Origin of the sequence: Streptomyces sp. NPDC048255 (assembly GCF_040652415.1) — a bacterium.
GTDB lineage: Bacteria > Actinomycetota > Actinomycetes > Streptomycetales > Streptomycetaceae > Streptomyces.
The window spans coordinates 75,030-95,331 of record NZ_JBEZMA010000002.1 but is presented as its reverse complement, the minus strand read 5'-3'; the positions used below and the strand labels follow the sequence as shown (position 1 = coordinate 95,331).

Genomic DNA, 20,302 nt, shown 5'->3' with positions numbered 1-20,302 from the left:
GCAGAATAGCCGGGTGAAGAAGTTCTCAGTGATCGGTATAGGCGCGGGCGACCCGGACCACCTGACCCTCCAGGCGGTCAAGGCGATCGGCGCGGCGGACGCGTTCCTCATTCTGGAGAAGGGCGAGGAGAAGGCGGATCTGACCGGGCTGCGGCGCGCGATGCTCGACGAGTACGCCCGCCCCGGCCACCGGCTGGTGGAGGGCCGCGACCCGGACCGTGACCGGACTCCGGCGCAATACGCCCCGACGGTGGACGGCTGGCGCAGCGCGCGGGCCGAGCTGTTCGAGCGGTTCATCGCGGAGGATCTGGCGGAGGGCGAGACCGGGGCGTTCCTGGTGTGGGGCGACCCCTCGCTGTACGACTCCACGCTCGCCATCCTCGACGAGGTGCTGGAGCGGGGCCGCGTGGCATTCGAGCACGAGGTCGTCCCCGGCATCAGCAGCGTCTCGGCGCTGCTGGCGCGGCACCGGACCAATCTGAACCGGGTGGGCCGGCCGGTCCAGATCACCACCGGGCGGCGGCTCGCCGAGGGCTGGCCGGAGGACGTGGACGACGTGGTGGTGATGCTGGACGCGCGTCACGCGTTCACCGCCCATCTGGACCAGGACCTCTTCATCTACTGGGGGGCCTACGTCGGCACGCCCGACGAGATCCTGGTCTCGGGGAAGCTGGCCGAGGTCGCCGGGCGGATCGAGGAGCTGCGGACCGAGGCCCGGGCCCGCAAGGGCTGGATCATGGACACCTATCTGCTGCGGCGCGGCTGAGCACCCGGCCGGACCCTCAGGGGAGGAAGCCGGATCCTCAGGAGAGGAAGGCGGGGAGTGCGGCGGCCAAGCGTTCGTACTCCTCGGGCCGGTTGTAGATCTGCCCGCAGACGCGGATCCCGCCGCCGCCCTGCCGGGGCCAGACCAGCACCCGCGTCCGCAGCTTCGCGGCGATCTCCTCGCGCAGGGCCGAGGCGGCGTCCCGTGTCTCGGCGAGCCCGGGCGGCAGGAGCAGGGCGCGCAGCGGGAGGCCTTCGGTGTACGGGAGGGCGGTGAACCCGGGGATCCGCGCGAGGAGGTCCGCGCCGTAGGCGGCGAGGGCGGTGTTGTGCGCGCGGACCTCGGCGGCGCCGAGGCGTTCCAGGAGGTCTAGGCCCTCGGGGGCGGCCAGCCAGCCGGTGTAGTCGGCGGTGGCCCGGTACTCCACGGAGCGGGGGAAGCCGCGGTGGTCCTCCCAGGAGGGCGCGAGGGCGCGGACCCGGGCCCGGTGGGCGGGGGCGACGGCCAGCAGCGCGCTGCCGGAGGGGGCGTACCCCCATTTGTGCAGGTTTCCGAACCAGAAGTCGGCGCCCTGGGCGATCGGCCGCGCCAGCATGCCGGGGGTGTGGGCGCCGTCCACGACGGTGGTGACGCCGCGGGCGGCGAGGTCCGCGAGGAGCCGGGGGCCGGCGACGAGGCGGGCGGTGGGCGAGCTGACGTGGTCGAGCAGTGCCACTTTGGTGCGGGGGGTGAGCGCGGCCAGCACGGTCTCGCGTACGGCGTCCTCGTCGGGCAGGTGCGGGTCCAGGGCCACGGTGGTGACGGGGGCGCGGCGGGCGGCCGCCGCGACGACGGTGCCGTAGCCGTGGTCGGTGACCAGGATCTCGTCGCCGTCGGCGAGGGGGATGGCGTCGAGGGCGAGGTTGGCGCCCTCGGTGGCGTTGGCGATGAAGGCGATGCCCTCGGGGTCCGCTCCGAGGTGCGCGGCGATCCGGGCCCGGGCGAGGGCCAGCCGGTCGGAGACGGAGTTGAAGAAGGCGTCGGGGTCCGCGTGGGCCTCGGCGCGCAGGGCTTCCTGCGCCTGCTGCACGGGGAGCGGCACGGCCCCGTAGGAACCGTGGTTGAGATGGGCCGTGCCGGGGTCCAGCCGGAAGAGGCCGGGTCCGCCCGGGAAGGCGGACGGGGTGGCGGTCTGGGTGGCTGGCTGGGTGGCTGGCTGGGTGGCTGGCTCGGTCACGGGTACCTCCGGGTGGCGTGGGCGGCGTTCTGCTTCCGGATCATGCAGGGGCGGCGGCGCGCGCGGAAAGGCCAATCGTGAGGGGTTGGCCTGCCCGTCTGCCACGGCCGGGCAACCGATTCCGCGGAAGTGGTGGTCTAGGTGCTGAGGGGGTGTTCGATGCAAGCCGAGCAAGAAGTTCAGTTCCAAGCCTTCGTCAGCGCACGATGGACTCACCTGGTGCGGACCGCGTACCTGCTGACGGGTGATCCGCACGACGCGGAGGACCTGACCCAGACGGCGCTGGCCAAGGCGTACCGCTCGTGGCGGCGCGTGTGGCGCAGCGACAGTCCGGAGGCGTACGTCCGCCGGATGCTGGTCACCTGCAACAGCGACCGGTTCCGCAAGCGCCGGGTGGCCGAGCGGCTGACGGCGGCCCCGCCCGAGACGGGCGTGCGGGATCCCGAGTCGCTCTGGGCCGACGAGCGGAACGCGCTGATGGCCGCTCTGGCCGAACTCCCGGCACGGCAGCGGGCCGTGGTGGTCATGCGGTACTGGGAGGACCTCTCCGAGGCCGAGGTCGCCGACGTACTGGGCTGCGCCCCGGGCACGGTCAAGAGCCAGGCCTCCAAGGCGCTGGCCAAGCTGCGCGCACATCCCGGGCTGGCACAGGTGGTGGACGGGCCGGTCCGTACGAAGACGACGAGGCAGGGAGCGGTGCGATGACGGGGCGCAACGGACAGGACCCGAGCGGGCAGAGCGAGCAGCACGAGGAGGGTTCCCTGGGACAAGGCGGCGGGGACCTCGGGGCCTTCGAGCTGGGCCTGCGGGAGCGGATGGCCGAGGACGCCCGGGCGCTGCGCCCCGCCGCCCTTCCGTATCCGGCCATCGTCCGCCAGGGCCGGCAGGAGCGGCGGCGCCGGCTGGCGGCCGCCGGAGCGGCGCTGGTCGCGCTGGCCGTCGTACCGGTCGTGGCGCTGTCCCTGCACGGCGGCGGAGAGCGGGCCGGGGCGGTCTCGGTGGCGGGCGGCGGCCCGACGAAGCCGGCGCCCGGACCCGACCGGAGCACCGCGCCCCCGCCCGCCCCGGCCGGGCCCGCCGCTCCGGCCACGCCGGGACAGCTGGCCGACGGGATCACCATGGAGCAGGCGGCCGACGGGCTGGAGAAGTGCCTGCGGTACGGCGAGCAGTCGCCCTCCGGGGTCGCCACGGAGCTGGGGAAGGCCGCCGACTACCGGATCCTGCTCGCCCAGCGCAGCACCGGGAACGACAACTCCCCGGGCGACGGCCACGTGGTCGTGGCGGCCCGGGACGCGCGGGAGATCCGGCTCATCTGCACCATCAAGAACGGTGAGGCGAGCGGGGTCAAGACGCACGTCGGCTCGGACCGGGACCCGCAGAGCGGGGCCGTGGTGCCCGACATGAACGGCGGCAGCCTCTACCTCCAGCGCCTCAGCTCCGAAGGGCCCTGGAAGCTGCCCTACCGCTGGGGGGCCATCGGTACGTACGAGGCCCGCGTGGCGAAGGTGACGGTCACCTACGGCGGCACCACCGTCGAGGCGGCCCTGGACCACGGCCGGTTCGTGGCCACCGGAATCCTGGAACGGCGGGTCACCAAGGCCCCGCAGATCAAGGGCTACGACGCCGAGGGCACCCTGGTCTACGACTCGGACCAGGACAAGTTCCACGAGAAGACCCTCCCGTAGGGGGTGTCTCGGCCGTCCGGCTGGGGCGGCGACGGGGGGCGGCGCCGGGAAGCGCAGGCGCCGCTCAGGGCCTGTCGCGCCCGCTGGTCGCCGCGTAGTACTGGAGGTCCTGGACCTCGACCTTGTGGTCCACCGGGTAGGGCAGCTCCACCTGCGCCTTGGTCTTCCCGTCCCGTACGACCTGTGCCGAGCTGGTGCCCGGCTTCAGCGGCAGCAGTTCGGCGTGGATCCCGGCGGGCGCTTCGTGGGAGTCCTCGGCGGACCCGACGGCCGTACGGACGACGCCGGGCGCGGCGAGGAAGCTGAGCACCTCCACCGTGTCCCGGGACGCTGCGCTGCCCTTGCGCAGCGACATCACCAGCGACTGGTCCCCCGTGGGGTCGGCGGCCACGAACTGGGTGCGCCCCGTGAGGTACAGCGTGTCGCGGACGATCTTCGGCCAGCTGCCCGTCTTGAACTTCGTCAGGTAGTAGGAGGTCAGGTCCAGGTAGGCGTAGCCGTTGTGGAGGGAGGGCGCGAACTGGCTGCCCTCGGAGTAGTCGTTCCAGGTGGTGAGCTGTACCCAGTCGGCGCCGTCGTCGATGGCGTGCTTCCAGGTGGAGCGCAGGGTCGCGGTGTTGCCCGCCTCGTCGTAGATGCCCTGGTTGGGGCGGGCGTCCTGGACGGACACGGGCTGCATCCAGATCTTGCCCATGTCGTGCGCCCGGCGGACGTCGCGCGTGGAGCTCTCCTGGCCCACGTAACTGCGGCTGCCCCACTCGGAGAAGCCGTAGCTGATCTGGGCGAAGTCGGTGCTGTTCCCGTCGAAGTCGAGGAAGAGGGGGACGAAGGCGGTACGGATGCCGTGGCGGGACTTGAGGGCCTCCATGACCCCGGTCCACCAGGCCACGCTCTTCGCCTCCGCCTTGAAGGGGGAGACGACCAGCCGGCCGTCGGGGAGCCGGTGCGCGGCGGGCGCCTTGCCGAGCGCGGCCACGGCGTCGGCGAGGACGCCCGGGTCGTCGGTCTTCAGCGAGGTCATGTCGGGCATCAGCATGATCTTGAAGCCGGGGTCCACCGAACGGGCGGCCTCCATCAGGAGGTTGGACCGCTCCCAGTTCTTCCCGGACAGGGAGAGCATGTCGAGGGTGAACCCGTCGAGGCCGGCCGCGCGGGCGGTGCGCACCTCCTGCTGGAGGTTGGCCAGCTCCCAGGCGCCGCTCTTGGGCGGGACGGGCAGCGGCCGGTCGCGCAGCAGGCCGCCGTACTTCTCGTGCTTGCCGCTTTCGCCGTCCGGGTTCAGGTAGTTGCGGGTGTAGTAGTCGCTGTCCGCGCTCACGTTGTCGAGGGACAGCGGGTACGGGGTGAAGTAGTGGGCGAACACCAGCTTCTTGCCCGCTGCGCCGGAGCGCAGGGCGGCGGGCTGGGGCATGTCGAAGGGCAGGGCTCCGGCGGGGCGTTCGGCCGCGGAGTCCGCCGCGCCCCCGGGGGCGTCCTCGGCGGCCGCCCCGTCGGTGGGCGGCGGGCTCTGCGCCGGCGGCGGGGTGGTCGGGCCGGAGGCTTCGGGCGGGGCCTCGGTGGTGGGGCCGGGCGACCAGGGCGCGTCGGTGCCGGGGGCCGGACCGCCTTGCGCGGAGGCCCCGCTGAAGGGGTCCCAGGCGATTCCGGTGGCCGCGCAGACGCCGACGAGGAGGAAGGCCGAGATCAGGGTCGCCAGGAGGGGTCTGCGGCCCCGGAAGCGCGGCCGGCGGCGGTGCGAGGACGGGCGCGCCGCCCGCTCGGACCGCCGGCCGGCCGCCCGCCGCCCGGCTCGCCGGTCCGTACGGCCGTCCGCGCCGTGTTCCGCTCGCCGGTCCGTCCGCCGGTCCGCTGTCATCCTGGTCCCTCCCCGGAATATGCCCCGAGTGGGGGCTGCACAGCAGTAGAGCCCATTACCGGCTGCCGGACAACCGTTCCCAGGAGCAGGGCCGGAACACGTACGTCACGGGGACCAGGGGAACTACGGAGGTGTCCGTTCGGACGGGCTCAGACCCGGTCGGCGGGTACCCGTCAGGAGCGCGCGGCGGCGATGTCGGCGTTCTCCAGGATCCCGACGGCGTCGGGCACCAGGATCGCGGTCGAGTAGTACGCGCTGACCAGATAGGACATGACCGACTTCTGGTCGATGCCCATGCAGCGGACGTTGAGGCCCGGTTCGATCTGCTCCGGGATCGCGGCCGGGCGCAGCCCGACGACTCCTTCGTTCTCCTCGCCGGTGCGCAGCGCGAGGATGGAGCTGGTGTGGCCGTCGACGACGGGGATCTTGCCGCAGGGCAGCACGGGGACGCCGCGCCAGGACGGCACTTGCTTGCCGTGGACCTCCACGGTGTCGAGGGCGATGCCGCGCTTGTTGCACTCGCGGAAGAAGGCGGCGATGGTCTTGGGGTGCGCGAGGAAGAACCGGGTGCCCCGGCGCATGCTGAGGAGGTCGTCCATGTCGTCGGGGGTGGGCGGGCCGGACCATGTGCTGATGCGCTGTCCGTAGTCGGCGTTGTGCAGGAGGCCGAACTCCCGGTTGTTCAGCAGTTCGGACTCCTCGCGTTCGCGCATCGCCTCTACGGTCAGGCGCAGTTGCTGCTCGAACTGGTTCATCGGGTCGTTGTAGAGGTCGGCGACCCGGGTGTGGATGCGCAACACGGTCTGGGCGAGGCTGAGTTCGTACTCGCGTGGGGCGAGTTCGTAGTCGGCGAAGGTGGCGGGCAGCAGGGCCTCTCCGGCGTGACCGGAGGAGAGCTCGATGTCGGCCTCGCCGCGCCGGTTGACCGGGCGGCGGCCGTTCTCCACGTACTGTTCGAGGTGGGCCCGCAGGCTCGCCGCGCGGGCGAGCACCTCCTGGAAGGAGCTCCAGCGCAGCACCATCACGGTGGCGGCGGTGGAGGCCCGGACCCCGTAGCCCCACCGCGGGTCGGCCTGGCCGAGGGCGTCGTCGCCGAGCTGGTCGCCGTCGGCGACCACGCCGAGGAGCTCGGCCCCGCCGTACTTCCCCTCGGCGCGCTTCTCGAAGCGGCCGTGGGCGATGACGAAGACCTCTTCCACCGCGGCGCCCGCCTCCACGAGGGCGTCGCCGGCGCGCAGGTCGCGCTTGACGAAGCGGCGCGCCAGCTCCTCCAGTACGCCGGTGTCGGCGAAGCCCTTGAGGACGGGGAGTTCGGCGAGGGTGGGGGCGAGGATGCGTACGTCGTCCGCGCCGCTCTGGACGAAGGAGACCCGGCCGCGCCCGACGGCGTGCGTGAGGCGGCGGTTGACGCGGTAGGTGCCGGCTCCGAGGTGCACCCAGGGCAGCATGCGCAGCAGCCAGCGCGAGCTGATCCCCTGCATCTGGGGCACGGACTTGGTGGTCGTCGCGAGATTGCGGGCCGCTGCGGTGCTCAGGCTCAGCTGCCGGTCGGCGGCGGGGTCGTGCCCCTCCAGGGGGTGCTGTGCCTCTGTGGTCATGCGGGTTCCTCCATGCGTCGGGCCACGCGGAACGTGCTGCACCGCTCACGGTCGTTCGCCCGCGGCGGCTCGCGGTAGCGGGTCGGCCCGTGCGGACTGTTGAAAATCGCTGCCGGTTGAACCCGTGCACGTCTGTACGAGGCCCGCGGCCGTGGACACCAGTGCACGCTTTCAACGCCGGCGGATCTTCAACACACGCGCCGGGCGGAGCGCCTACCGGGGCACGGGGCCGCGCCCGCTCCATGGGTGGGTGTGCCGACCGCAGGAGGAGCCATGGACCGCGCCGCCCCCGACCGCCCCGTGCCCGCCGGCCGCCGGGGGGAGGTGCTGGGGCGGCTGCTGGACGGCCGCAGCGGGCTGGGCCTCGGCCTGAAGCCCGGCCCTGGCCCCCGGCCGGACCTGGGCCGAGAGCCGGACCTGCACCCCGGGAGCGACGGGAGCCCGCCCTCGGGGTCGGGCCTGGTCATCCCCCCGCTCTACTGCCCCGACGCCGTCCGGGACGATCCCGCCCTGGGGGACGAGGTCAACGAGCAGCTGGTGATGTGGGCGCGGGAGACCGGGATCTACGCGGACCGGCTGGACATGCTCCGCTCCTGCGGGTTCGGCCGGCTGATGATGCTCGCGCATCCGGACTGCGACGATCCCGACCGCTTGCTGGCGGCCGCCAAGTGCGGGCTGGCGGAGTGGGCCGTGGACGACCACTGGGTCGACGAGGGGGCGGACGCCGATCCCGAACTGCTCGGCGCGCGCCTGGGATTGGCGCACGCGGTGGTGGACCCGGTCCGGCTGCCGTCCGGCTACGAGCGGCGGTTCGAGGAGCAGGTCGCGGCGGAGCCGGTGCTGCGCGCCTTCCGCTCCTGCCTGGACCACCTGGCCCGGTTCGCCACCCCCACCCAGGTGACCCGGCTGCGCTACCAGCTGGCCGTCATGTTCGTCGGGTACAACCACGAGGCGCAGTGGCGCACGTCCGGGCGCCGGCCGCCGGTCTGGGAGTACCTGGTGCACCGGTACGAGAACGGCTTCTTCCCCTGCATGGTCCTGACCGATCCGGTCGGCGGGTACGAGGTGCCCGCGCAGGAGTTCGCGGATGCCCGGGTGCGGCGTACGTACATGTACGCGGGCGTGGCCACGTGCCTGCTCAACGACCTGTACTCGATGGCGCGGGAGGACCCGGCCGACACCAACCTCCCGAACCTGATCGCGGCCGAGGAGGGCTGCACCCTCCAGGAGGCGGTGAACCGGACGGCCGCGATCCACAATGAGATCATGTGCTGCGTCGAGGCCGAGGCGGCTGCCCTGGCTTCTCTCGGCTCTCCGCTGCTGGGCCGCTTCCTGGAGGGCGTGTGGCACTGGATGGGCGGCGCCAAGAAGTGGCACGCCACCAGCCCCCGCTACCACGGCATCCGCACGGACGCCTAGGTCCTGTCCGGGCGGTCTTCGTGGATCAGCCCGCGTCGTCCGGTGCGGTGCATCGCAAGGCGGAGGATCGCAGCTCGTACTCGGCCGTACTCGCGCGATCCGACAACGCGGCGAGGCGCCGTGCCAGGCGGCGCGGGCCCGCGAAGATCGCCCGGACAGGGCCTAGTGCTGTGGCCGGAAAGGTTTGCCGGGTCGCGTCGTCCGGTGCGGTGCATCGCAAGGCGGAGGGCCGCGGCTCGTACTGGACGTACCGGCGCGGTCCGACAACGCGGCGAAGTGCCGTGCCGGGCGGCGCGACCCGGTGAACCTTTCCGGCCACAGCACTAGGTCGAACGCCCCCTACGCCAGCCCGCCCAGCCGGGCCAGGAGGGCCTGTGCGGTGCGATTGCCGCGTACCGGCTGGAGGCGGCCGCGCAGCCGGCGCAGGGCGTCGTCCACGCGGGCGGACTCCAGCTGGGGCACCAGGTCCAGCAGTTCGTGCCAGACGGCGCAGGCCCGCTCCAAGTGGCCCGAGTCCAGGTGCAGTTCCGCGAGCCGGGCCGAGGTGATGGCGCGGGCCCGGCGTTCGGCGGCGGGCCGGTGCCGCAGCGAGGCGATGAGCGCGGCCATCGCGCCCCGCGCGTCGCCGAGGGCGGCCAGCGCCTCGGCCTGCTGGTGGGCGAGCGCGGCCTGGTGGTAGTCGCCGATGGCCGCCTGCTGCCCGGCCGAGCGCTCCAGCAGCCGTTGTGCGTCGGACAGCCGGGCCACCGCTGCCCGCCGGTCACCGCAGCCCGCCTCGGCGACCGCCAGCTGCCCGGTCACGAAGGCGGCTTGCAGGGAGGGGAGCCGGCCCACCTCGCGCGCGGCCGCCTCGGCCAGCTCCAGCGCCTGCTTGCGGTGGCCCAGGCTGTGGGCCTGCACACTCATCGCCCGCAGGACCGGCGCCCAGCACTGCGGGTCCCCCGCCTCCTGCCCGAGCCGCAGCGCCGCGCGGTAGTAGGCCTGGGCCACGCCCTGCTGGTTGCCGTCGAAGAAGAGGAACCCGGCCGTGTAGGCCAGCCGCGAGGTCGCGCCCAGCAGCCGGTGGCGTACGGCGGGCAGGGTGTCGGCGCGCAGCCAGGGGGCCACCGTCGTGGCCAGGTAGCGGGTCAGGGCCGGCCTGGTCAGGCCGCTGCCGAACATCATGTCGGCGTTGCGGAAGACGGGCAGGACCGCTTCGGCCGCCTCCACGTGGTGCCGGTCGATCCTGCCGGACCGCGGGGCGGGGGCGCCGGGCCCGTCGGGCGGCGGCCAGCCCTGGGGGCGCCAGGCGGAGGAGTAGACGGGGATCTCGCCTAAGAGCGCCTCCCCGAAGAGGGCTTCGCCGGGCTGCGGCCCGGGCCTGTCGGCCCCGCCGCCGGCGCCGGCCGCGCCGGTCGCCCCGCCGACCGCGCCGCGGGTCGTATCGCCGCTCGCCCCGCCCCAGGCCTCCTGCGCGCCTTCACCCACCGCCGCCCCCGCGCCCGGTGCGGCGCCGGGGCGGTCCCGCGCCCGTACGCCGCCGGGCCGCGACAGCCCGGTGTCGGCCGGGCTGACCCGCCGGCCGGTACGCCGGCTCAGCGCCTCGGCGGCGAGGGCGACGACGTGCGCGGGGGGCCGGGTCCCCGCGAGCCAGTGGGAGACGGAGGTCCGGTCGTAACGCAGGGTGAGGCCGGATTCGGCGGCCACGCCGTTGACGGCGCGGGCGAAGTCCTGCCCGCTCCAGCGGGCGTCGGTGAGGAGGGTGCGGAGTCGTCCGTTGGGTTCACGCTTGACCATCAGAACCGCCCAGCTCGTACACGTGTCCAGTGATTCAACGCGAGGGGACATTCAACACGGTGGGGTGGGGCCGGATGTACCGGGTGAGGCCGTCCTGCCCCTAACTAAGACGTGTGCGCACAGGGCAACACGGTCACACCGCGTAGCCCTGGCGTACGGGAGCACACAGATCACCAGGAAGCGGGATCGCTCCTTCCGATCACCCCCGCGCGCCACCCCGCTCACCGCGCCCGTCCGCCCCACGGCGCTCACCGCGCCCACCCCGCTCGACCCGCTCACCGCGCTCACCCGCTCGGCCCGCTCGGGCCCGCCCGGGCACTCCCAGCCGCTCGCCCCGCTCCGGAGGAGGCACCCACCCGATGACGCCGTACGCGAAGGACCAGGACGCGCCCAGCGTCGCCGCAGTGCTCGGCCGCACCCTGGCCGCGGTGGACCCCCTCCTGCGGACGGCGGTGCGTTCGCTGCCCGGCGGCGTACGCGCGGTGGCCGAGTACCACCTGGGCTGGCGCGACCGCACCGGAGCCCCGGCCACCGCCCGGCCGGGCAAGGCGATCCGGCCGGCCCTGGTACTGGCCGCCGCGCGGGCGGTCGGCGGGCGCGAGGAGGACGCGTTCGCGGCGGCCGCCGCCACCGAACTGGTCCACAACTTCACGCTGCTGCACGACGACGTGATCGACCGGGATCCGCTGCGCCGGCACCGTGCCACGGCCTGGACGGTGTTCGGCAGCGCCGAGGCGATCATCGCGGGCGACGCGATGGCCGCGCTCGCGGTCCGCCTGGTGGCCGACCGGCCCGAGGCGGTGACCCGGCTGTCGGACTGCGTGGTCGAGCTGTGCGAGGGCCAGTACGAGGACTGCTCCTTCGAAACGCGTACAACGGTCGGCCTCGGCGAGGCCATGGCCATGGCGGAGGCCAAGACCGGGGCCCTGCTGGGCGCCGCGTGCGCCCTCGGCGGGCTCTACGGGGGCGCTCCCCCGCAGGTCACCGCCGCGCTGGACGCCTTCGGCCGGGGCATCGGCATCAGCTTCCAGCTGATCGACGACCTGCTCGGCATCTGGGGGGACCCGGAGATCACCGGAAAGCCGGTGGGGGCCGACCTCGCGGCGCGCAAGAAGTCCATGCCGGTGGTCGCCGCCCTGGCTTCGGACACCGGGGCGGCCGCCGAACTCGCCGCCCTGTACGCCGGTTGCGCCCCGCTCGGCCCGGCCGGGATCGCCCGCGCCACCGAGCTCGTCGAGCGGGCCGGGGGGCGCGACTGGGCGCGGCGGGAGGCCTCCGTACGGACCACGGCGGCGCTGGACCGCCTGGCCGGGGCCGTCCCCGATCCGGCCGCCACCGCCGAGCTGGTGGCGTTGTGCGAGCTGATCACCCGCCGGGAGCACTGACGGGCGGGACCGGGACCCTCGCCGCACCTCCAGGAAGACTGACCGAGAGGAACACCTGTCATGTCCGTCGACCCGACCCCCGAAGCGAGCGCCTCCGCGGCCCTGGCCGCCGCCACCGCCCGGCAGAGCCTGAGCACCGAGGCCGCCCGGAACCTGGCCACCACGACCAAGTCCGCCCCGCAGATGCAGGGCATCAGCTCGCGCTGGCTGCTGAAGATCCTCCCGTGGGTCCAGACGGGCGGCGGCACCTACCGGGTCAATCGCACCGTCAGCTACACGCTCGGCGACGGACGCATCACCTTCGTCAAGACGGGCACCGAACTCCGCGTCATCCCGCCCATGCTGCGCGAGCTCGGGATGCTCCGGAACTTCCCCGACGACCAGGTGGTCAAGGCGATCGCCGACCGGTTCGTCAAGGAGGAGTTCCGCAAGGGCGACGTCATCGTCCGGCGCGACGATCCGGTGGACAAGATCTACCTCATCGCCCACGGCAGGATCGAACGGCTCGGCCGCAGCGCCTACGGGGACGAGGCCAGCCTCGGCGTCCTGAGCGACGGCGACCACTTCGGCCACCACCCGCTGCCCGAAGCCCGCTGGGAGTTCACGGCGCGGGCCCTGACGGACGTGGTGACGATGACCTTCAACCGCGGCGACTGGGACGCCGCCCTGGCGGGCTCCCCCGCGCTGCGGCGGCACGCCGAGGCCTATCTGGAGGCGGAGCGCGTCGGCCGCAAGGGCAGTGACGCGGTGGACCTGTCCGCCGGGCACACCGGCGAGGTCATGCTGCCGGGCACGTACGTGGACTACGACCTGAGCCCGCGCGAGTACGAACTGAGCGTCGCGCAGACCGTGCTGCGCGTGCACTCCCGCGTCGCCGACCTCTACAACAAGCCGATGAACCAGTCCGAGCAGCAGCTCCGCCTGACCATCGAGGCCCTGCGGGAGCGCCAGGAGAGCGAGCTGATCAACAATCCTGAGTTCGGGCTGCTCCACAACGCCGACTACGAGCAGCGGATCTACGCCCGTACCGGGCCGCCCACCCCCGACGACCTGGACGAACTCCTCAGCCGGCGCCGCGGGTCGCAGTACTTCCTCGCCCACCCGCGCACCATCTCCGCCTTCGGCCGCGAGTGCAGCAGGCGCGGCCTGTACCCGGGCAGCGTCGAATTCCACGGCCACCGCCTGCCGTCCTGGCGCGGGATCCCGCTGCTGCCCTGCAACAAGATCCCGGTGACCGAGGAGCGGACCAGCTCGGTGCTCGTGCTGCGGACCGGCGAGGACAACGAGGGCGTCATCGGCCTGCACCAGCTGGGGCTGCCGGACGAGTACCAGCCCGGCCTGTCCGTCCGCTTCATGCACATCAACGAGCAGGCCATCATCTCCTACCTGGTCACCGCCTACTACTCCGCGGCGATCCTGGTCCCCGACGCGGTCGGGGTGCTGGAGAACGTGGAGATCTCCCGGTTCGAGGACTGAGGGCGAAGACATGGACAGCCGGCCGGAGCAGCCTTTCGAACTGCCCGAGTTCTACCTCCCGCACCCCGCCCGTCTCAACCCCCACCTGGAGGAAGCCCGCACCCACACCCGCGGCTGGGCCCGCGAGTACGGGATGCTGGAGGGCTCCGGCGTCTGGGACCTGGCCGACCTCGAGGCGCACGACTACGCGCTGCTGTGCGCGTACACGCACCCCGAGTGCGACGGGCCGATGCTCTCGCTCGTCACCGACTGGTACGTGTGGGTGTTCTTCTTCGACGACTGGTTCCTGAAGCTCTTCAAGCACACCGGTGACCGGGCGGCGGGCCGGGACGCTCTGGAACGGCTGGCGCTGTTCATGCCGGCCGATGCCGCCGCGCCGGTGCCCGGGGCGGCCAACCCGGTGGAGGCCGGGCTGGCCGACCTGTGGCGGCGTACGGTCCCCGGCCACTCGGCGGACTGGATCGAGCGCTTCACGCTCAGCACCCGCAACCTGCTGAACGAATCGCTGTGGGAGCTCGACAACATCAGCATCGGCCGGGTCTCCAACCCGATCGAGTACGTGGAGCAGCGCCGCAAGGTGGGCGGCGCGCCCTGGTCGGCGGGGCTCGTCGAGCACGCCGTGGGCGTCGAGGTCCCCGCCTCCGTCGCGGGCGAGCGGGCGCTGCGGGTCCTGCGGGACTGCTTCGCGGACTCGGTCCACTTCCGCAACGACCTGTTCTCGTACGAGCGGGAGACCGGCCGGGAGGGGGAGCTCAGCAACGGGGTGCTGGTCCTGGAGAAGTTCTTCGGCTGCACCACTCAGGAGGCGGCCGACCAGCTGGGCAGCCTGCTGACCTCGCGGCTCCAGCAGTTCGAGAGCACCTTCTTCACCGAGCTGCCCGTGCTGTTCGCGGAGAAGGCCCTGGACCCGGCCGGGATCCTGGCCGTACTGACCTACGCGCGCGGGCTCCAGGACTGGCAGTCGGGCGGCCACGAGTGGCACATGCGCTCCAGCCGGTACATGAACAAGGGCCCGGCCCGGACGGATCCGGGCCTGTCCGGCTGGCTGAGCGGCCCCACCGGCCTGGGGACCACCGGCGCCGGCATCAGGGCGCTGCTCGGCCTCACCGGCGGCGCGCAGCGGGTGCGGCGGCACGCCCATACCCCCCGCCGGGTGGGCCCTTCGGTCATCCCGGAGTTCTACCTGCCGTACCGCAACGTGCTCAGCCCGTACCTGGACGGCGCGCGGGAGCGGCTCATCGCATGGAACCGGGAGATGGGCCTCCTGGACGAGGGGATCTGGTGGGAGGAGAAGGCGCGGGGCTACGATTTCGCGCTGTGCTCGGCGGGCATCGACCCGGGCTGCACGCCCGAGGAGCTGGACATCAGCGCGGGCTGGCTGAGCTGGGGCACCTACGCCGACGACGTGTATCCGCTGGCCTTCGGGACGGGCCGGCACCTGGCGGCGGCCAGGATCCAGACCGCGCGGCTGCGCGCCTGCATGCCCCTGGACCTGTCCGCTCCGGCGCCCGCGGCCAATGCCATGGAGCGGGGGCTGGCCGATCTGTGGCGGCGCACGGCGGCGCCGATGCCGCCGCGCGGCCGGGCGATGTTCCGGGCGGCCATGGATTCGGTGCTCGACAGCTGGCTGTGGGAGCTGGACAACCAGGCGGCCAACCGGGTGCCGGATCCGGTGGACTACCTGGAGATGCGCCGGCTGACCTTCGGCTCGCCGATGACCATCGCGCTCGCCCGGATGACGCACATGGACGTGGTGCCGGAGGAGGTCTACGAGGCTTCGGCCATGCAGTCCTTGCAGGCGGCGGCCTTCGACTCCTCTGCGATCACGAACGACGTGTACTCGTACCAGAAGGAGGCCGAGTACGAGGGCGAGCTGCACAACCTGATGATCGTCCTGGAGAACTTCTTCGACTGCGACTATCCGACGGCGCTGCACATCGCCCACGATCTGGCGACCTCGCGGACGCGGCAGTTCGAGCACGTGCTGGAGAATGAACTGCCCGTCATGTACGAGGACTTCGGGCTGGACGCGGCGGCCCGCGCGGCTCTGAACCGGCATGCCGAGGAGCTGAAGCGGTGGATGGCCGGCATCGCGGTGTGGCACGCCCGGACGAAGCGCTACCGGCAGGAGGACCTCGAACGCCACCACGCGCGGCGCCCGGCGATGGCGGCGGCCGCGGCGGCCCGGTACGCGGGCACGGGCGCAGGAGCAGTCGCAGACGCAGGCACCGGCGCAGGCACGGGCGCAGGAGCAGGAGCAGGAGCAGGAGCAGTCGCAGGCACCGGCGCAGGCACGGTTCCGCCGGACCTTCCGGAGGCTCCCCCGCGACCGGCGGGCGGTCCGCTCCCGCCGGCTCCGCACCGGATTGCGCCATTCCCCTGGCCCTCCGACCCAGTTGGCGCATAATCGTCGTCACGCGGCCTGAACGATCCCCGTTGCCGCGCTTGGTCACGTATGCAATGGGGGGCATCGTGCCGATGAGGGATTCGGGATCGACCGGATCACTGCCCGCTACGTCCGCCGAACTGTCCCGGCTGCTCACCGCCGTCCGGCGGGGGCGGGTGCTCACCGTGACGGGGGGCTTCCGCGAGCCGCGCAGCCTGCTCGTGCGGGAGATCGCGCAGCGCCTCTCGTCCAATTTCTACGACGGGTCGGCCGTCGTCGCCATGGACCCCGTCCACGGCGTCTACGGGGTGCGCGAACTGACGGCGGAGCTGGGCTGCGTACCGGGGATGCGCCTGTCGCCGTGCGGGACGGCGTACGCCGCCTCGTGGCTGGCCGAACGGGACATGCTGCTGGTCCTGGACGGCACCGAGCAGCTCGGCCCGGACGCCCGGGCCTGGCTGTGGAGGCTGCTCGCCGTGGCCCCCGGGGTGCGCATCCTCGCCGCCGGCCGATTACCACTGGCCTTCGAGCAGGAACGGGTCCACCGCCTCTGACCCGGACACCTGCCGCCGCGCCGGGAACAGGTCAGCCCCCGGGAACGGGTCCGCCCCGGCGGGCACGGGGCCGGCCGGGGCGGATCACGTCACGCGGGTGCTGCTGCCAGGGGTCAGCCCAGGGTCGCGATCGCCTGGTTGAACGTCGCGGACGGACGCATGATCGCAGCGGCCTTGGCGGCGTCGGGCTGGTAGTAACCGCCGATGTCGGCCGGGGAGCCCTGGACCGCGATCAGCTCGGCGACGATCTTCTGCTCGGACTCGGCCAGCATCTTGGCGAGCGGGTCGAAGGCGGCCGCGAGCTTCGGGTCGTCGGTCTGGCGGGACAGCTCCTGCGCCCAGTAGAGGGCCAGGTAGAAGTGGCTGCCGCGGTTGTCGATTCCGCCGAGCTTGCGGCTGGGCGACTTGTCCTCGTTGAGGAAGGTGCCCGTGGCGCGGTCCAGGGTGTCGGCCAGCACCTGGGCGCTGGCGTTGCCGGTGGTGGTCGCGAGGTGCTCGAAGGAGACGGCCAGCGCGAGGAACTCGCCGAGCGAGTCCCAGCGCAGGTAGTTCTCCTTCACCAGCTGCTGGACGTGCTTCGGGGCGGAGCCGCCGGCGCCCGTCTCGAAGAGGCCGCCGCCGTTCATCAGCGGGACGACCGACAGCATCTTGGCGCTGGTGCCCAGCTCCAGGATGGGGAAGAGGTCGGTCAGGTAGTCGCGCAGCACGTTGCCGGTCACCGAGATGGTGTCCTCGCCGCGGCGGATGCGCTCCAGGGAGTAGGCGGTGGCCTCGACCGGGGAGAGGATCTCGATGGTCAGACCCTCGGTGTCGTGCTCGGCGAGGTACGTCTGGACCTTGGCGATCAGCTGCGCGTCGTGCGCGCGGCCCTCGTCGAGCCAGAAGACGGCCGGGACGCCGGTGGCGCGGGCGCGGGTGACGGCGAGCTTGACCCAGTCCTGGATCGGCGCGTCCTTGGTCTGGCAGGCGCGGAAGATGTCACCGGCGGCGACCTCCTGCTCCAGGACCGTGTTGCCCGCGGCGTCGACGAGGCGGACGGTGCCCGCGGCGGCGATCTCGAAGGTCTTGTCGTGGCTGCCGTACTCCTCGGCCTTCTGGGCCATGAGGCCGACGTTCGGCACCGAGCCCATGGTGGACGGGTCGAAGGCGCCGTTGGCGCGGCAGTCGTCGATGACGACCTGGTAGACACCGGCGTAGCTGCTGTCCGGGAGGACGGCGAGGGTGTCGGCCTCGGCGCCGTCCGGGCCCCACATGTGGCCGGAGGTGCGGATCATGGCGGGCATCGAGGCGTCGACGATGACGTCGGACGGCACGTGCAGGTTGGTGATGCCCTTGTCGGAGTCGACCATCGCGAGGGCCGGGCCCTCGGCGATCTCGGCCTCGACGGAGGCCTTGATCGCGTCGCCGTCGGGCAGGGCTCCCAGGCCGTTCAGGATCGCGCCGAGGCCGTCGTTGGGCGACAGGCCGGCGGCCGCGAGGGTGGCGCCGTAGCGGGCGAAGGTCTTCGGGAGGAAGGCGCGGACCACGTGGCCGAAGACGATCGGGTCGGAGACCTTCATCATCGTGGCCTTGAGGTGCACGGAGAACAGGACGTCCTCGGCCTTGGCGCGCTCGATCTGGTCGTTCAGGAAGGTGCGCAGCGCGTCGACGTGCAGGACGGACGCGTCCACGACCTCGCCGGCCAGGACCGGTACGGACTCGCGCAGGACGGTGGTGGCGCCGTCGGCGGCGACGTGCTCGATGCGGAGCGTGCCGGCCTCGGCGATCACCGCGGACTTCTCGGTGGAGCGGAAGTCGTTCGCGCCCATGGTGGCGACGTTCGTCTTCGAGTCGGCGCTCCAGGCACCCATGCGGTGCGGGTGGGCCTTGGCGTAGTTCTTGACCGAGGCGGGGGCGCGGCGGTCGGAGTTGCCCTCGCGCAGGACCGGGTTGACGGCGCTGCCCTTGACCTTGTCGTAACGGGCGCGCGCCTCGCGCTCCTCGTCGGTCTTCGGGTCGTCCGGGTAGTCGGGGAGGGCGTAGCCCTGGCCCTGGAGCTCGGCGATCGCGGCCTTGAGCTGCGGGATCGAGGCCGAGATGTTCGGAAGCTTGATGATGTTGGCTTCCGGGGTCTTCGCCAGGTCGCCGAGCTCGGCGAGGGCGTCGGCGATCCGCTGGCTCTCCTCGAGGTGCTCGGGGAAGCTGGCGATGATCCGACCGGCCAGGGAGATGTCACGGGTCTCGACATTCACACCGGCCGTCGACGCGTAGGCCTGGATCACAGGCAGGAACGAATACGTCGCGAGGGCCGGGGCCTCGTCAGTGTGCGTGTAGATGATGGTCGAGTCAGTCACCGGATGCTCCGCTCCACAGTCTGCGTCTCTCGTCTGCAACATTGCTCGACATCAAGATATCTCGTGATCGGGCCAGTCTGGACAGCCCCCTGCCACATGCGTCGCGAGACGCGCGTCACCCGGACAGGTAGCCGGATCGTCGAACACGACGGCCGCCGCCGTGACGGCCCGCCCCTCGTCAGAGCCAGCCGTTGCGGCGGAACCCCCGGTGGATGACCAGGCAGGCGATCGCCATGACGCCGACCACGGCCGGGTACCCGTAGGTCCAGTGCAGTTCGGGCATGTGGTCGAAGTTCATGCCGTAGACCCCGCAGACCATCGTCGGCACCGCGACGATCGCCGCCCATGCCGTGATCTTCCGCATGTCCTCGTTCTGGGCGACGGTCACCTGCGCGAGGTGAGCCTGCAGGATCGAGTCGAGGAGGTTGTCGTAGGCGCCGATCTGCTCGGTGGCGCGGGTCAGGTGGTCGGCCACGTCCCGGAAGTACGCACGGCACTCCGGCGGGATGACCGGTATCGGCTGCGTGGCCAGCTGCTGGAGGGGGCGGTCCAGCGGGGCCACCGCCCGGCGGAGTTCGAGGAGCTCCCGCTTGAGCTGGTAGATCCGCCCGGCGTCGCCCCGGCCGCCGTGCTCGCTGAACACCGCGGTCTCCACGGCGTCCAGGTCGTTCTGCACCGCGTCCGTGACGGCCACGTAGTCGTCGACCACATGGTCGGCCATGGCGTGCAGGACCACCGCCGGACCCGCGGCCAGCTGCTCCGGCGCGGCCTCCAGCGCCTCGCGGACCGGACCTAGGGTGCCGCGGCCGCCGTGGCGGATGGTGATGACGAAGTCCTCGCCCGTGAAGGCCATCAGCTCGCCGGTCTCCACCACCTCGCTGGTCGCGGTCAGCTCCTCGTGCTCGACGTAGCGCACGGTCTTGAAGACGGAGAACAGTATGTCGTCGTAGCGCTCCACCTTGGGGCGCTGGTGCGCGTGCACGGCGTCCTCGACCGCGAGCGGGTGCAGGCCGAACAGCTCGGCCAGCCCGGCGAGTTCCGACTGCGAGGGCTCGTGCAGACCGATCCACACGAAGCCGCGGCCCGTCTTGCGGACCCGGTGCAGGGCCTCTTCGACCTCGGCGCAGCCGTCCTGCCGCACTCCGTCCTGGTACACGACGCAGTTGACCACCGCACTGCCCAGCGGGGAGCGCGCCGGGTGGCTGAGGTCGACGGCCCGGCGGTAGCCACGGCTCACGGCCCGGCGCAGGTTGCTGAACATGGACAACGGAATACTCCCCTTCGGCGGATCACCGGCAAGTCTGCCACCGCGCCGAAGCCGCCCCGCCGGGGCGCCGCGCGCCGCGCGCCACGGGGGCGGTGCGTCACGCGCGACCGGGGCGGTGCGTCACGCGCCCCGCGGTCCGGGCGTCACGCCCGGTCGATGAACACGCTCGTCGACTTCACGCGGGCCGTGGCGCGCGCCCCGACCTCGAGGCCGAGCTCCTCCACCGCCTCACGGGTCAGCAGCGAGACGATCCGGTGCGGGCCCGCCTGGATCTCCACCTGCGCGTCGACCGTGCCGAGCTTCACCCCGGTGACGATCCCGGGGAACGCGTTGCGCGCCGAGGTGTACGGGGCCTCGTCCCCCTCCCCGCCCTCCTGCGCGACCTGTACGCAGAACGCGGCCAGGTCCGGCCCGTCCACCATGCGCCGCGCGCCTTCCCGGCGGGTGGGGAAGCGTTCCGCATCCGCCCAGCGCCGGGCCGTGTCGACGCTCACGCCGAGCAGCCGTGCCGCCTGGCCGATCGTGTAGGACTCCATGTCCGCAGCTTAGGCGGTGTGCGACGGCGGCCGGCGCGGCGGGCTCAGGC

15 protein-coding genes are annotated in these 20,302 nt (G+C 72.7%); 8 read left to right on the top strand and 7 right to left on the bottom strand.

Translation table 11 applies throughout. The features are described from left to right. The first annotated feature begins 13 nt into the window (after positions 1–13). Positions 14–766, top strand: a complete 753-nt coding sequence (cobF, locus tag AB0D94_RS02875; protein WP_362044642.1) for a precorrin-6A synthase (deacetylating) — start codon at positions 14–16, stop codon at positions 764–766. 37 nt (positions 767–803) lie between these two features. On the opposite strand, the gene AB0D94_RS02870 is transcribed toward cobF, so the two are convergent. Further along, positions 804–1,982: an aminotransferase class V-fold PLP-dependent enzyme gene (locus AB0D94_RS02870; protein ID WP_362044640.1), complete on the bottom strand. Its 1,179-nt coding sequence runs from the start codon at positions 1,980–1,982 to the stop codon at positions 804–806. A 159-nt stretch (positions 1,983–2,141) separates the two neighbouring features. On the opposite strand from AB0D94_RS02870, the gene AB0D94_RS02865 reads away from it, so the two are divergent. Then, entirely contained in the window at positions 2,142–2,687 is a 546-nt protein-coding gene (locus AB0D94_RS02865; protein ID WP_362044638.1) for a SigE family RNA polymerase sigma factor, read from the top strand. Continuing rightward, entirely contained in the window at positions 2,684–3,667 is a 984-nt protein-coding gene (locus tag AB0D94_RS02860) for a hypothetical protein (RefSeq protein WP_362044636.1), read from the top strand. Before AB0D94_RS02865 ends, AB0D94_RS02860 begins: the two co-directional genes overlap by 4 nt. 64 nt (positions 3,668–3,731) lie before the next feature. Here AB0D94_RS02860 and AB0D94_RS02855 read toward each other — a convergent pair whose 3' ends face one another. Both AB0D94_RS02855 and AB0D94_RS02850 read right to left on the bottom strand, forming a co-directional pair. Further along, positions 3,732–5,522 carry a glycoside hydrolase family 71 protein gene (locus AB0D94_RS02855; protein WP_362044634.1) on the bottom strand — a complete coding sequence of 597 codons (1,791 nt, stop codon included), beginning with the start codon at positions 5,520–5,522 and terminating at the stop codon, positions 3,732–3,734. Positions 5,523–5,695: 173 nt separating this feature from the next. Further along, positions 5,696–7,120, bottom strand: coding sequence for a family 2B encapsulin nanocompartment shell protein (locus AB0D94_RS02850; protein WP_362044632.1), 1,425 nt, complete (start codon positions 7,118–7,120; stop codon positions 5,696–5,698). Between the two features lie 273 nt (positions 7,121–7,393). Here AB0D94_RS02850 and AB0D94_RS02845 point away from each other — a divergent pair, with 273 nt between their 5' ends. Beyond that, positions 7,394–8,539, top strand: a complete 1,146-nt coding sequence (locus AB0D94_RS02845; protein WP_362044630.1) for a family 2 encapsulin nanocompartment cargo protein terpene cyclase — start codon at positions 7,394–7,396, stop codon at positions 8,537–8,539. Positions 8,540–8,878: 339 nt separating this feature from the next. On the opposite strand, the gene AB0D94_RS02840 is transcribed toward AB0D94_RS02845, so the two are convergent. Further along, positions 8,879–10,315 carry a hypothetical protein gene (locus AB0D94_RS02840; RefSeq protein WP_362044628.1) on the bottom strand — a complete coding sequence of 479 codons (1,437 nt, stop codon included), beginning with the start codon at positions 10,313–10,315 and terminating at the stop codon, positions 8,879–8,881. 359 nt (positions 10,316–10,674) lie between these two features. Between AB0D94_RS02840 and AB0D94_RS02835 the strand changes: the two genes are divergently transcribed. The 4 genes from AB0D94_RS02835 (at position 10,675) to AB0D94_RS02820 (ending at position 16,116) form a co-directional block, all read left to right on the top strand. Beyond that, a complete protein-coding gene (locus AB0D94_RS02835) occupies positions 10,675–11,700 on the top strand; it encodes a polyprenyl synthetase family protein (protein WP_362044626.1) in 1,026 nt (341 codons plus the stop codon). 60 nt (positions 11,701–11,760) lie between these two features. Continuing rightward, complete coding sequence (locus AB0D94_RS02830) at positions 11,761–13,176, top strand: family 2B encapsulin nanocompartment shell protein (RefSeq protein ID WP_362044624.1); 1,416 nt, start codon at positions 11,761–11,763, stop codon at positions 13,174–13,176. Between the two features lie 10 nt (positions 13,177–13,186). Further along, positions 13,187–15,583, top strand: a complete 2,397-nt coding sequence (locus tag AB0D94_RS02825; protein WP_362044622.1) for a germacradienol/geosmin synthase — start codon at positions 13,187–13,189, stop codon at positions 15,581–15,583. A gap of 65 nt (positions 15,584–15,648) precedes the next feature. Beyond that, on the top strand, positions 15,649–16,116 hold the full coding sequence (locus tag AB0D94_RS02820) for a hypothetical protein (protein ID WP_362044620.1): 468 nt from the start codon (positions 15,649–15,651) through the stop codon (positions 16,114–16,116). Positions 16,117–16,229: 113 nt separating this feature from the next. Here the strand turns inward: AB0D94_RS02820 and AB0D94_RS02815 are convergent, their stop codons facing one another. From AB0D94_RS02815 to AB0D94_RS02805, 3 genes are all read right to left on the bottom strand, one after another. Further along, entirely contained in the window at positions 16,230–18,449 is a 2,220-nt protein-coding gene (locus AB0D94_RS02815; protein WP_362044618.1) for an NADP-dependent isocitrate dehydrogenase, read from the bottom strand. 178 nt (positions 18,450–18,627) lie between these two features. Next, positions 18,628–19,710, bottom strand: coding sequence for a magnesium/cobalt transporter CorA (gene corA / locus AB0D94_RS02810; protein ID WP_362044616.1), 1,083 nt, complete (start codon positions 19,708–19,710; stop codon positions 18,628–18,630). 149 nt (positions 19,711–19,859) lie between these two features. After that, a complete protein-coding gene (locus AB0D94_RS02805) occupies positions 19,860–20,252 on the bottom strand; it encodes a TOBE domain-containing protein (RefSeq protein ID WP_362044614.1) in 393 nt (130 codons plus the stop codon). Positions 20,253–20,302: the final 50 nt, after the last annotated feature.